This window comes from Pseudotabrizicola formosa, from assembly GCF_002900965.1.
Taxonomy (GTDB): domain Bacteria; phylum Pseudomonadota; class Alphaproteobacteria; order Rhodobacterales; family Rhodobacteraceae; genus Pseudotabrizicola; species Pseudotabrizicola formosa.
On sequence record NZ_PJOM01000002.1, the window covers coordinates 674260 to 687263 of the forward strand.

A 13004-nucleotide genomic window follows, 5' to 3' on the forward strand; every position below is an offset into this window, starting at 1 on the left:
GGTCCGTTTACTGGGTCTTGGATGCACCGTGCACCCGGGTTTCGCGGTGCCAGACATAAAGACCTGCCGCCACGATCACAAGCGCACCGATGATCGTGGGCAGATCGGGCACCTCGCCGTACAGAACATAGCCCCAGCCGGTGGCAAAGATCAGCCCCGCATAAGCAAAGGGCGCGACCGATCCGGCCTGTGCCAGCGTGAAGGACCGGATCAGGAACAGGTTGGCCACGGTGCCAAGCGCACCGATCAGCGCGAACAGCGGCCAATCTGCCATCGGCACCGGCACCCAGACAAAGGGCAGGGTGACACTGGTGGCGGCCATGCCGAACAGCGCCCCAAGGATCAGCGGGGTCCAGGCGGTTTCCTGCGGGCCAAGGTGGCGGGTCAGCAGCGCGCTTATGGCATAGAACACCGCAGCCGCCAGGGGCAGCAGGGCGGCGGGGGTAAAGACCGAAAGGCCGGGCCGGATGATGATCAGCGCACCGATCAGCGCCGCTACCACGCCTGCGATACGGCGCGGGCCAAGCCGCTCGCCCAGGAACAGCGCGGCCCCCAGCGTGATCAGCACCGGGTTGAGGTCTCCCAGCGCTGTCGCCTCGGCCAGGCCGATATGCGGCAGGGCCGAAAAGAAGCAGCCGATCGCACCCAGCTGGCAGGCCCCGCGGATCAGGTGCAGCATCGGCCAGCGGGTGCGCAGCATGGCTGCCAGACGCGGCCCCAGCAGCACCGAAATGATAACCACCTGCCCGGCAAAGCGCGCCCAGATCACCTGCGGCACCGGATAGCGTGCGATCAGGCCCTTGGCCACGGCATCCATCGCGGCAAAACAGAAGATTGCCAGCACCATCAACAGGATGCCGCTTTTGGTGTCTTTGATCGTGGGAAGGGCTATCGGGGGCAGGGTCATGGCGCGTCCTTTTGCGGCGGACGCTATCTTGCCTTCTCGGGGTTCACAAGGCCGTGGCCCTGGCCCTGTGGTGTGTGCGGCAGATCACTCCTCATCCCGGTTCATGACAATTTCCCCGGCCCCTTCCAACTGGCGGATCGTGGTGACGATGCTGGTCATCGCCTCTTCGGCGTCCTTGTCCTTGACCTTGCCCCGGGTCTGCATTTCCTCACGGATGGATTGCGCCATGCGTTGCGACATGTTGGCCAGAATGAACTCTACCGCCGGGGCCTGCTGGGCATTGGCCTGTGCCGCGGTAAGCGCGGTCACCAGCACCGGCATGTCCACCATCCGCACCACCTTGGGGATGTCGCGCGGCATGATGCGGGCCGGGATATGGGCGAAGGTGAAGATTGCCTTGCGCACCTGTTCGGCAAAGGCGGCATCCTCGGCATCCAGACCATTCAGCACGTCATCGCGCGTGGCCGAGGTGGAGATGTTGAGGATCGCCCCCACCCGCTCCACCGGACCGGCATCAAAGGCGCTGGCGGGCTGCGCATCCAGTTGCATGGCAAGCGACTGGCCGATGCGGCGGACCGTTTCCGGCCCGACCTTGCCGGTCATCGAGACCGCATAGGCGACCCGGCGCGCCCGGTCCCCGGGCAGGCGGCCCAGCAGTTCGGCCGCCTTTGGCACGGGCAGCTTGGACAGCATGACCGCCGCCACTTCCACACTTTCGGCTTCCAGCACCGGCAGCAGCCGGTCCACCGGCAGGGTGGTCAACCGCTCCCACGGATCGCCCTTGCCCAACGCCCCGGCAAGACGGCGCAAACGGCTGGCGGCCGTGGCACTGATATGGCCATCCATCATGGTCAACGCGCCATCGATCCCACCGGGGAAAGACAGGCCGACCTCCTCGAGTTCTGACAGGAATTCCTCAACCACCTGAGACAGGGTGTTGCGATCCACCAGACGCATCTGGCCGATCTGTTCGGTCAGCGCCGCCTGCATGTGGTCTGGCAGCGCGGTCACGGGCAAAGACCCGCCCTCTGCCAGCATCAGGCGCACGATGATTGCCGCCTTCTCGCGCGCGGTGGGCGGGCGGCGCTCGCCCGAGGCACCGCCAAAAGAAACGGCGCGCTGCACCGGGGTGATGCGCGCCAGAGCATTGCCATAGTCGTCCGGCATGATGAGTCCCGTTCTGGTGATCCTGCCAAATGACAGTGTCACGCCGGGATTAATGCTGCGTTACAGCCGGACCGGCCCGTCGGCTCAGGTGGTGGGGGTCAGGGCGCATTCGCCCTTGGTCTGATCCCAGGACATGCCCTCCTTGCACGATGAGGCGGTGACCTCTTTTGCCCCGGAACAATAGGCCATCGACACCGATGGCAGCAGCATGAGCGCGATGACGGCGGCGGTGAGTTTTGTCTTCATCAGTCGTCCTTCCCATGGTGAATTGAATGAAAGCCAAGGGTAGCACGAATCCCGCCGCATCAAGGCCGGATTTTGGCGGGGCGTATCGCCCCGCCGGTCACGCTTTCGTTATACGCCTAAATCCTGATCTTAGGCACCAAAGACCCGGGCGAAGATCGTGTCGACATGTTTGGTGTGATAGCCAAGGTCGAACTTTTCCTCGATCTGCTCTGGCGACAGGGCCGCCAAGACCTCGGGATCGGCCAGCAATTCCGTCTTGAAATCAGCACCTTGCTCCCAGACCTTCATGGCGTTTCTTTGCACCAGGCGGTAGCTGTCTTCACGCGACACGCCGGCTTGCGTCAGCGCCAGCAGCACCCGCTGGCTCATCACCAAGCCGCGGAACTTGTTCATGTTTCGCATCATGTTTTCGGGATAAACCACGAGTTTTTCAACAACATTTGCCAGACGGTGCAGGGCGAAATCCAGCGTGATGGTGGCATCCGGGCCGATGGCGCGCTCCACGCTTGAATGGCTGATGTCACGCTCGTGCCACAGCGCCACATTCTCCATCGCCGGCACCACCGCCATGCGCACCAGACGCGCAAGACCGGTCAGATTCTCGGTCAGCACCGGGTTGCGCTTGTGCGGCATCGCAGAGCTGCCCTTCTGGCCGGGGCTGAAGAACTCTTCGGCCTCCAGCACCTCGGTGCGCTGCATGTGGCGGAATTCGGTGGCGATGTTCTCGATGCTGCTGGCGATCACGCCAAGGGTGGCAAAGAACATGGCATGGCGGTCGCGCGGAATCACTTGTGTGGAAATCGTCTCGGGCGTCAGGCCCAGCTGGGCGCAGACATGCTCTTCCACGCGCGGATCGATATTGGCGAATGTGCCGACCGCACCGGAAATCGCACCGGTTGCCACTTCGGCGCGCGCATTGACCAGCCGCGCCCGCGCCCGCGCCATTTCGGCATAAAACCGCGCAAAGGTCAGACCCATGGTGGTGGGTTCGGCATGGATACCATGGCTGCGTCCGATGCGGACGGTGTCCTTGTGCTCATAAGCCCGGGTCTTCAGCGCGGCCAGCACCCGGTCGACACCCACCAGCAACAGGTCGGCGGCGCGCACCAGCTGCAAATTCAGCGTGGTGTCCAGCACGTCGGAACTGGTCATGCCCTGATGCACGAACCGCGCGTCATCCGCGCCGATATGCTCGGCCAGATGGGTCAGGAAAGCGATCACGTCATGCTTTGTCACCGCCTCGATCTCGTCGATCCGGGCCACGTCGAATTCCACATCGCGGGCCTTCCAGACCGCTTCGGCATTGGCCTTGGGGATCACCCCCAGCGCGGCCATGGCGTCGCAGGCATGGGCCTCGATCTCGAACCAGATGCGGAATTTCGTGGCTGGAGACCACAGGGCAACCATCTCGGGGCGGGAATAACGCGGGATCATCACGAACCTATCATTGGAAAGGGGGTGCGCGGCCCCCTTAGACTGGCCGCGTGCATGACGCAAGGCAAAGGGGCGGTAAAGGAGGAAGGATGCGGCACCTGGCAATGATCCTCGCGCTTTGGCCGGGGGAAGGTCTGGCCGATGGCTGGCAACAGCTGACCGGAGATCAGATCGCCGATGCGCTGACCTCGCGAGTGGTGGTGTTCCCGGATGGGGTGGCGCAGTATTTCCTCGACGACGGCCGCACGGTGCGGGCGGGCGGTTGGGGCGAATGGCGGGTGGACGGTGACCTCTATTGCGAGATCTGGTCAGGCAACCGCCCGATCTGCGCGCAGGTGGACAGTGACGGGCCGGGACTGCGCTTTCGCGAAGACACCGGCTTTACCCGCGCCGGCAGCTATGGCGATCTATAGCCCCAGGCGATAGCGGATGTGGCCATCTTCCTGGCAGAACCTGTCGTAAAGCCGCCGCGCCACCGCATTGTCGCGGTGGGTGTGCCAATACAGCCGGTGCCAGCCCTGCGCACGGCCAAGGGCAATCAGATCTTCGATCAGCGCCCGACCCACGCCCTTGCCCCGCGCATCCCCGGTCACGAACAGGTCTTCCAGATAGACATCATCCGCCAAGACCCATGTCGAGGAATGGGCATGGTGAATGGCAAAACCGCGCAAATCGACCCCGTCAAACGCAAGTCGACAGTGCATGCGGTGGCCCGGGTCCAGACAGCGCGCCCAAGTTGCGGCTGTGATCTCGTCGGGCAGCATCACGTCATAAAATGTCAGATAATCCTGCCACAGCCCGCGCCACGCCGTCTCATCCTCTGCAGAGGCGCTGCGGATAGACAGGCCTGAACCGTCCTTCATCATTATCTGTTCCTAAATATCCCGGGGGTCCGGGGGCAGAGCCCCCGGCCTGTCTGCCAAAGCTACGCCAGCCGGTCCAGCACCCGCGCCCAGGACCGGATGCCTTTGTGAAACGACTCCAGGTCATATTTCTCGTTCGGGCTGTGGATCAGATCGTCATCGCGGCCAAAGCCGATCAGCATGGCGTCCATGTCCAGATAGGTCTTGAAATACCCGGCAATCGGGATCGACCCGCCACAGCCGACAAAGGCGGCAGGCTTGCCCCATTCGTCTGACAGCGCTTGACGCGCGGCATCGAAGGCCGGGGCCTCGACCGACATCACGCCGGCGGGGCTGTTGCCGTGGCCGTGGAATTCGGCGCGGCAATCGGGGGGCAGTTGTGCCTCGACCCAGGCGCGGAAATTGTCGCGCAGCGCGTCGGGGTCTTGCCCTGCCACCAGACGGAACGAGACTTTTGCATGGGCCTGGGCCGGCAGCACCGTCTTGAACCCGTCGCCGGTATAGCCGCCCCAGATGCCGTTCACTTCCGCCGTGGGGCGCGACCACAGCATTTCCAGCGGCGTGCGGTCTTGCTCGCCCGCAGGCTGCGACAGGCCGACATCGCCCAGGAATTTCGCGTGGTCAAAGGACAGCGCCTGCCATTGCGCGCGGATGGCATCGGGCAGGTCCTGCACGCCGTCGTAGAAATGCGGGATGGTGATGCGGCCCTCATCATCGTGCAGATTGCCAAGGATGCGCGACAGCACGCGGATCGGGTTGATCGCGGCCCCGCCATACATGCCCGAGTGCAGATCCTTGTCGGGGCCGTGGATGGTGATCTCTTCGCCCAGCAGCCCGCGCAGCATGGTGACGATGGCGGGGGTGGTATCCTCGAACATGCCGGTGTCGCAGATCAGGGCAATGTCGGCTTTCAGTTCGGCGGCGTTGTCCTGCATGAAGGGAATCAGGCTGGGCGAGCCCGACTCCTCTTCTCCCTCCAGAAAGATCGTGAGCTTGCCGGGCAGGGTGCCATGCACTGCTTTCCATGCGCGGCAGGCTTCGATGAAGGTCATCAACTGGCCCTTGTCATCGGATGCGCCGCGCGCGCGGATCACCTTTCCCTTGGGCGTGTCCTGCACCTGCGGATCAAACGGGTCGCGGTCCCACAGATGCAGCGGATCAACCGGCTGCACGTCATAATGGCCGTAGAACAGCAGGTGTTTGTCACCCGTGCCGCCATGGGCCACCACCATCGGATGCCCCGGCGTCGGGCGGCTGGACGCGTCAAAGCCAAGCGATGTCAGCTCCTCCACCAGCCAGTCGGCGGCGCGGGTGCAATCGGCCTTATAGGCCGGATCGGTCGAGATCGAGGGGATGCGCAACAGATCGAGCAGACGGTCCAGCGATTGGTCCAGATCGGCGTCGATGCGGGCAAGGACTGTGTCCAGAGACATGATTTCTTTCCATTTCTCTACTTAATGTGAAGTTGAAACCGACGTTAACAGGAAGCAAGGCACTGTCCAGAGGGCTGGCTTTGCGCTAAGTCGCAGCCGGGGGCGTTGACACAGCCGGGCGGAAACGGTCCGGTACAGGAGGATTTATGGGCAGCACAGCCATGACAAAAGCAGGCATTCTGGCGGGCGGATTGGTGGTCGCCGGCATGATGGCACAGGCTCAGGTACCGGTTCCGGTTGAGGCCGGGGTGAATGCCGGGTCGGCGGTGAACCTGCATCTGCACCCGTTCCTGACGGCGGAAGAATTGGCCACGCTGCGGCTGGTGGCGACGAATGAGCAGGCGCTCGCGTTGTTTGTGACCAGCCGCGCGGGGCATGCGGCCCTTGCCGTTTCGCCCCAGGATGGGTTCGTGCGCAACGGGGCACCGGTGCCGTCTGCCGTGGCCCTGGGCGACCTGCCGGATGCGGCGGCGGCGCGTGCGGCTGCACTGGCCGCGTGTGATCAGGCCCGCGTCGGGCAAGAGCCTTGTGTGGTGGTGCTGGAAGTCTCCCCGGCGCAATGACCGGGGCTTGATCGTGCGGGCCGGTGCGGCGGGGGCGTCAAATTGCCCTGTTTCCCTTTGCCCCCGGATTGATGCACATCAAGGCACGCCGCAGCCTGCTGCCTGATAATCAGGCGGACCTGTACGCAACACCCTCTGCACCCGACAGGCAGGGGGGATACGGAGAAGACCCATGCGCTATGATGCCGATCTCGATATTGCCCTGCAACGCCTGCATGATGAAGGCCGCTACCGCACCTTCATCGACATCGAGCGGCAGAATGGCCAGTTTCCGCATGCGCTCTGGACCCGGCCCGATGGCAGCCAGAAAGAGATCACCGTCTGGTGCGGCAATGATTATCTGGGCATGGGCCAGCACCCGGTGGTTCTGGGCGCGATGCATGAGGCGCTGGATGCCACCGGTGCTGGCTCGGGCGGCACGCGCAACATCTCGGGCACCACGGTCTATCACAAGCGGCTGGAGGCAGAGCTGGCCGATCTGCACCGCAAAGAGGCGGCATTGGTGTTCACCAGCGCCTATATCGCCAATGATGCCACGCTGTCGGTGCTGCGCCAGATCTTTCCCGGTCTGATCATCTATTCCGACGCGCTCAACCATGCCTCGATGATCGAGGGCGTGCGGCGCGGCGGTGGTGAGAAGCGGATTTTTCGCCACAATGACGTGGCGCATCTGCGCGCCTTGCTGGAGGCTGATGATCCGGCCGCGCCCAAGCTGATTGCCTTCGAATCGATCTATTCGATGGACGGTGACTTCGGCCCGATTGCGGCAATCTGCGATCTGGCGGAAGAATTCGGCGCGCTGACCTATCTGGATGAGGTGCATGCCGTGGGCATGTACGGCCCACGCGGGGCAGGGGTGGCCGAGCGGGACCATCAGATGCACCGCGTCGACATCATCAACGCCACGCTGGCCAAGGCTTATGGCGTGTTCGGCGGCTATATTGCTGCAAGTGCGAAGATGGTTGATGCGGTGCGGTCCTATGCGCCGGGGTTCATCTTCACCACCTCCTTGCCCCCTGCCGTGGCAGCCGGGGCGGCGGCAAGCGTGCGTTTTCTCAAAACGGCGGAGGGTCAAAACCTGCGCGATTTGCAACAAAGTTATGCCAAGACGCTCAAGCTGCGTCTGAAGGGTCTGGGTCTGCCGATCATCGACCACGGGTCGCATATTGTGCCCGTGCACGTCGGCGACCCTACCCATTGCAAGATGCTGTCCGACATGTTGCTGGATCAGTTCGGGGTCTATGTGCAGCCGATCAATTACCCCACCGTGCCGCGCGGCACCGAGCGGCTGCGTTTCACGCCGTCACCTGTGCATGACTCTGTGGAAATTAATCGTTTGGTAATGGCTATGGATCATCTTTGGCGTCAGTGTGCGCTAAATCGCGCCGAGGTGTCAGCCTAGGGCCGTTCTCGCAGGTGCAAAAGACCTTGTGCTGTGATAACGAATCCCTAATACGAACAAAATGAGTCGTGGTAAAAACGGCTATGGGACTTGGGGACAGTCATGGGGCAGCGCGCATGATCGGGCGGAGGGCGAAACCTTCGATGCCGGAGACAGAGGGCCCAAAGGGCTTTGACGACTTCGATCTGCGGCTGGGCGACCTCATGCGGGGCGAGCGCGCCACGATGGGCAAATCGCTGTTGGACGTGCAGCGCGAGTTGAAAATCAAGGCCGCCTATATCGCCGCCATCGAAAATGCCGATATCTCTGCCTTTGAAACCCAAGGGTTTGTGGCGGGTTACGTTCGGTCTTATGCGCGCTATCTGGGGATGGACCCGGATATGGCCTTTGCCCGGTTTTCCAAGGAAGCGAATTTCGAAGTGGCCCATGGCATGAGTGCCGCCGCCTCGTCTTCGGGGATGACCGCCGCGCGCAGCCGCAGCACGCAGGTGTTCAGCGACCCTCTGGCCAACCCGAACGCAACCTTTATCCCCCGCAGCGAAAGCCTGTTCGCGCAGGTGGAACCGGGGGCGGTCGGATCGCTTCTGGTGCTGGTCGCCTTGATCGGGGCGATTGGCTATGGCGGCTGGTCGGTGCTGCAGGAAGTGCAGCGCGTGCAACTGTCGCCAGTGGATCAGGCCCCTGCGGTTGTGGCGGAAATCGACCCGCTGGGCAATATCAGCGGGTCAGCCCCCTTGGTGCGCTCGGCCCCGATGGCGGCAACCGAGCTGGCCGGTGCAGATCCTGTGCAACAGCAGGCCGAGCAGATGGATCGCCTTTACCGCCCGCAGGCGCTTGATGTACCCGTGCTGACCGCGCGTGATGGTCCGATTGCGGCGATCAACCCGCGTCTGGCCGTTGCTGCGGTGACCTCCGAGGCGGTGGATGCCGCCCTGGCGGAAGCCTTGGGCACGACAGACTCTCAGGTTCAGGTCGTGGCCGATGCGCAGCCGGGAGTCGAGATTCTGGCCGTGCGCCCCTCTTGGGTGCGGGTGTCTTCGGCAGATGGCACGGTGTTGTTCGAAAAGATCCTGGATGCCGGCGAACGTTGGGCCGTGCCGCAGCTCGAAGAGCCGCCGGTTCTGCGCGCGGGCAATTCCGGATCGGTCTATTTTGCGGTGAATGGCCAGACCTACGGCCCGGCTGCCCCCGGCGCACAGGTGGTCCGGAACGTCGCCCTGTCACCCGAAGCGTTGACCGAGACCTTTGCAGTCGCCGATCTGGAGCGCGATGCCGATCTGGCCGCGCTGGTGAATGTGGCCGATGCCTCACAGGTTCTGAACGCGCCGTCGCAATAGGCGGGGCGGACCCGGGGGTCGCAGACCTGTTACAGGATTGCGTCAATCCTGAGTGACAGGGCCGCCCTTGGCATTGCCGGGGCGGCTTTGTCGTCCTATCAAGGGGCAAAGCTTAAAGGATCTGCGCAAGATGAGCCTGAATTCTGTCCGCCCCTGGCGTAACATCTATCGTCGTACCTCGCGCCAGATCCGCGTTGGCAAGGTGCTGGTCGGGGGGGATGCGCCGATTTCGGTGCAGACCATGACCAACACCCTGACCACCGATGTGGAAGGCACGCTGGACCAGATCCGCCGCGCGGCGATTGCCGGGGCCGATATTGTCCGCGTCTCGACCCCTGACCCGGAAAGCACGGCGGCGCTGCGCGAGATCTGCGCCGAAAGCCCGGTGCCGATCGTGGCCGACATCCATTTTCATTACAAACGCGCCATCGAAGCGGCAGAGGCGGGGGCTGCCTGTCTTCGGATCAACCCCGGCAATATCGGCGACGCCAAACGTGTGGCCGAGGTGGTGAAGGCGGCCAAGGATCATGGCTGTTCCATCCGCATCGGGGTGAATGCGGGATCGCTGGAAAAGCACCTTCTGGACAAATATGGCGAGCCTTGCCCGGATGCGATGGTGGAATCCGGCATGGACCATATCAAGCTGTTGCAGGACAACGATTTTCACGAATTCAAGATCTCGGTCAAAGCGTCGGATGTGTTCATGGCGGCGGCGGCCTATCAGCAGCTGGCCGATGTGACCGATGCGCCGATCCATCTGGGGATCACCGAGGCCGGGGGCCTGCAATCGGGCACGGTGAAATCGGCCATCGGTCTGGGCAACCTCCTCTGGATGGGGATCGGTGATACCATCCGGGTGTCCTTGTCGGCGGACCCGGTGGAAGAGGTGAAGGTCGGGTTCGAGATCCTGAAATCACTGGGCCTGCGGCATCGCGGTGTCACGATCATCTCTTGCCCGTCCTGCGCGCGGCAGGGCTTTGACGTGATCAAGACGGTCAGCGCGCTGGAAGACCGGCTGGCGCATGTGACCACCAGCCTGTCGCTGTCGATCATCGGCTGTGTGGTCAACGGCCCCGGAGAGGCGCTGATGACCGACATCGGCTTTACCGGTGGCGGGGCAGGGTCGGGGATGGTCTACCTGGCCGGCAAGCAAAGCCACAAGCTGGGCAATGACGCGATGATTGACCACATCGTGGAACTGGTCGAGGCCAAGGCCGCCGAGATTCAGGCGGCAGAGGCCGCAGCAGAGGCGGAAGCGGCAGAATAGGGCGAACGGGCGGAATTATCGCCCGCGCCAGACCCAGCCGCCGCCCAAGACCCGGCTGCCTTCGGGGGCATAAAACACACAGGCCTGACCGGCGCTGACGCCATCTTCCGGGTCCAGCAATTCCACTTCGGCTTCGGTTGCCGAAAGCGGACGGATCACGGCGGGGCGTGGCGGACGGGTCGAGCGGACCTTGACATGCACCTGCCATTCGGGCTGCGAGTCAAAGGGGACGTCCCCCAGCCAGTTCACCTCGCGCACTGGGATGGTGCGGGTGGCAAGCGACTCGCGCGGGCCGACGATGACGCGCCGCCTCTCGGGATCAAGCCGCACCACATAAAGCGGATCGCCCAGACCGCCGATGCCCAGCCCTTTGCGCTGACCGATGGTGTAATGGATCACACCGCGGTGCTGGCCCAGCACGCGGCCTTCCAGATCGACGATCTCGCCCGGATCGGCAGCCCCGGGCCGCAGCTTTTCGATCACTGCGGCGTAATTGCCGTTCGGCACAAAGCAGATGTCCTGACTGTCGGGCTTGTCGGCCACTGGCAGCCCGTATCTGGCCGCAAGCGCGCGCGTTTCTGCCTTGGAGTGCAGATGCCCCAGCGGAAAGCGCAAAAACGCCAATTGTTCTGCCGTGGTCGAGAACAGAAAATAGCTCTGGTCCCGGCCCGCATCGGCGGCGGCATGCAGCTCTGGTCCGGCATCCCCGGTCTTGCGCTGGATGTAATGCCCTGTCGCCATACAATCGGCATCCAGATCGCGGGCGGTCGCCAGCAGATCCTTGAACTTCACCCGCTCATTGCAGCGGATGCAGGGCACCGGGGTGGCCCCCGCCAGATAGGCATCGGCAAACTCTTCCATCACTGCTTCGCGGAAGGTGTTTTCATAATCCAGCACGTAATGCGGAAACCCCATGGTTTCGGCCACGCGCCGGGCATCGTGAATGTCGCGGCCCGCACAGCAGGCCCCTTTTTTCGCCAGCGCTGCGCCGTGATCATAGAGTTGCAGCGTGACGCCCACCACGTCATAGCCTTCGTCCTTGAGCATCGCCGCGACGACCGAGGAATCGACGCCGCCCGACATCGCCACCACGACCCGCGTGGCAGATGGCTGCTTTGGCAGCCCCAGCGAATTAAGCGGGTGGTCCAGCATGATCAAACCTTTCACGAATGGCGCGTAATATAGGAAAATACACGGCAGTCTCAACCCCTTCCGTCGCGCAACCTTCACCATGGCTTAAGTCCGATCGGGCACGGTCAGTCTCATATGGGACGGTGATGGAAAGACATGGCCATGTATCTTAAACGTGTTGATGGCCCGCGTCAGGTGACCCTGCCGGATGGCAGCATCCTGACCCGCGCCGATTTGCCCGCTCCTGACACGCGGCGCTGGGTGGCCAGTCGCAAGGTGGTGGTGGTGCGTGCCGTGATCCATGGCCTGATCACCGAGGCAGAGGCGCTGGAACGCTATGCCTTGTCGGAAGAAGAATTCGCCCTGTGGCGACAGGCTGTTGAGGTGCATGGCGAAAAAGGGCTGAAGGTCACCACGATCCAGAAATACAGACAATCGTAAGTTGTTTTTATGGCGCGCAATCTTAGAGTAACCTATGGTTAACCATTGCCGTCCATGTTGTTAACGTACCTGTATGTGTTGCGGAGCCTTACCATGCGAATTTTACTCGTCGAGGATGATCCCACAACCTCGCGCAGCATCGAATTGATGCTAAGCCATGCCAATCTGAATGTTTATTGCACAGATTTGGGCGAAGATGGCATCGATCTGGCAAAGCTCTATGATTACGACCTTATTTTGCTTGACCTGAACCTTCCGGATATGTCCGGCCATGAGGTGTTAAGGCAATTGCGATTGGCGCGAATCGAAACGCCTATTCTGATTCTCTCTGGCACGGATGACACGGATTCAAAGCTCAAAGGCTTTGGTTTTGGCGCAGATGATTACCTGACAAAGCCCTTTCACCGCGAAGAACTGGTGGCGCGCATTCATGCGATCATCCGCCGGTCGAAAGGGCATAGCCAATCGGTAATCGTGACCGGCAAGGTGAATGTGAACCTGGATGCCAAGACGGTTGAGGTGGACAACAAGACGGTGCATCTGACCGGCAAGGAATATCAGATGCTGGAACTGCTCTCGTTGCGCAAGGGCACCACGCTGACCAAGGAAATGTTCCTGAACCACCTCTACGGCGGCATGGATGAGCCGGAATTGAAGATCATTGATGTCTTCATCTGCAAGCTGCGCAAAAAGCTGGCAGAGGCGACAGGTGGCCACAATTACATCGAAACCGTCTGGGGGCGTGGTTATGTGCTGCGTGACCCGGTGGGCGAACCGCGCAAGATGGCGGCCAACGCCTGACAGGTGCGGCCC

The 13004-nt window shown here is 62.6% G+C and carries 14 protein-coding genes; 7 read left to right on the top strand and 7 right to left on the bottom strand.

What is annotated here, in order from left to right; genetic code table 11:
• Positions 1–7: 7 nt before the first annotated feature.
• From CXR43_RS07270 to purB, 4 genes are all read right to left on the bottom strand, one after another.
• Entirely contained in the window at positions 8–907 is a 900-nt protein-coding gene (locus tag CXR43_RS07270; RefSeq protein WP_103333359.1) for a DMT family transporter, read from the bottom strand.
• 84 nt (positions 908–991) lie between these two features.
• A complete protein-coding gene (locus CXR43_RS07275) occupies positions 992–2074 on the bottom strand; it encodes a flagellar motor switch protein FliG (protein WP_103333360.1) in 1083 nt (360 codons plus the stop codon).
• A gap of 84 nt (positions 2075–2158) precedes the next feature.
• Positions 2159–2320, bottom strand: coding sequence for a hypothetical protein (locus CXR43_RS17850; protein ID WP_168219774.1), 162 nt, complete (start codon positions 2318–2320; stop codon positions 2159–2161).
• Positions 2321–2449: 129 nt separating this feature from the next.
• On the bottom strand, positions 2450–3754 hold the full coding sequence (gene purB, locus CXR43_RS07280; RefSeq protein ID WP_103333361.1) for an adenylosuccinate lyase: 1305 nt from the start codon (positions 3752–3754) through the stop codon (positions 2450–2452).
• A gap of 89 nt (positions 3755–3843) precedes the next feature.
• On the opposite strand from purB, the gene CXR43_RS07285 reads away from it, so the two are divergent.
• The gene (locus tag CXR43_RS07285) at positions 3844–4167 is read left to right on the top strand and encodes a hypothetical protein (protein ID WP_103333362.1); all 324 of its coding nucleotides are present in this window, start codon (positions 3844–3846) and stop codon (positions 4165–4167) included.
• Here CXR43_RS07285 and CXR43_RS07290 read toward each other — a convergent pair.
• On the bottom strand, positions 4162–4617 hold the full coding sequence (locus CXR43_RS07290; protein ID WP_103334089.1) for a GNAT family N-acetyltransferase: 456 nt from the start codon (positions 4615–4617) through the stop codon (positions 4162–4164). The two genes, CXR43_RS07285 and CXR43_RS07290, sit on opposite strands and share 6 nt — an antisense overlap.
• 62 nt (positions 4618–4679) lie before the next feature.
• Positions 4680–6050 (bottom strand): M20/M25/M40 family metallo-hydrolase, encoded by a 1371-nt coding sequence (locus tag CXR43_RS07295; protein WP_103333363.1) that lies wholly within the window; start codon positions 6048–6050, stop codon positions 4680–4682.
• A gap of 146 nt (positions 6051–6196) precedes the next feature.
• Here CXR43_RS07295 and CXR43_RS07300 point away from each other — a divergent pair, with 146 nt between their 5' ends.
• From CXR43_RS07300 to ispG, 4 genes are all read left to right on the top strand, one after another.
• Positions 6197–6613: a hypothetical protein gene (locus CXR43_RS07300; RefSeq protein ID WP_146036492.1), complete on the top strand. Its 417-nt coding sequence runs from the start codon at positions 6197–6199 to the stop codon at positions 6611–6613.
• A gap of 172 nt (positions 6614–6785) precedes the next feature.
• Entirely contained in the window at positions 6786–8015 is a 1230-nt protein-coding gene (gene hemA, locus CXR43_RS07305; RefSeq protein WP_103333365.1) for a 5-aminolevulinate synthase, read from the top strand.
• Between the two features lie 116 nt (positions 8016–8131).
• Complete coding sequence (locus tag CXR43_RS07310; protein ID WP_103333366.1) at positions 8132–9352, top strand: helix-turn-helix domain-containing protein; 1221 nt, start codon at positions 8132–8134, stop codon at positions 9350–9352.
• A 130-nt stretch (positions 9353–9482) separates the two neighbouring features.
• Positions 9483–10619 carry a flavodoxin-dependent (E)-4-hydroxy-3-methylbut-2-enyl-diphosphate synthase gene (gene ispG, locus CXR43_RS07315; protein WP_103333367.1) on the top strand — a complete coding sequence of 379 codons (1137 nt, stop codon included), beginning with the start codon at positions 9483–9485 and terminating at the stop codon, positions 10617–10619.
• A gap of 15 nt (positions 10620–10634) precedes the next feature.
• On the opposite strand, the gene mnmA is transcribed toward ispG, so the two are convergent.
• Positions 10635–11771 carry a tRNA 2-thiouridine(34) synthase MnmA gene (gene mnmA / locus CXR43_RS07320; RefSeq protein WP_103333368.1) on the bottom strand — a complete coding sequence of 379 codons (1137 nt, stop codon included), beginning with the start codon at positions 11769–11771 and terminating at the stop codon, positions 10635–10637.
• Between the two features lie 141 nt (positions 11772–11912).
• On the opposite strand from mnmA, the gene sciP reads away from it, so the two are divergent.
• Both sciP and ctrA read left to right on the top strand, forming a co-directional pair.
• A complete protein-coding gene (gene sciP / locus CXR43_RS07325) occupies positions 11913–12191 on the top strand; it encodes a CtrA inhibitor SciP (protein ID WP_103333369.1) in 279 nt (92 codons plus the stop codon).
• Between the two features lie 93 nt (positions 12192–12284).
• Positions 12285–12992, top strand: a complete 708-nt coding sequence (gene ctrA, locus CXR43_RS07330; RefSeq protein WP_103333370.1) for a response regulator transcription factor CtrA — start codon at positions 12285–12287, stop codon at positions 12990–12992.
• The last annotated feature ends 12 nt before the right edge of the window (positions 12993–13004 follow it).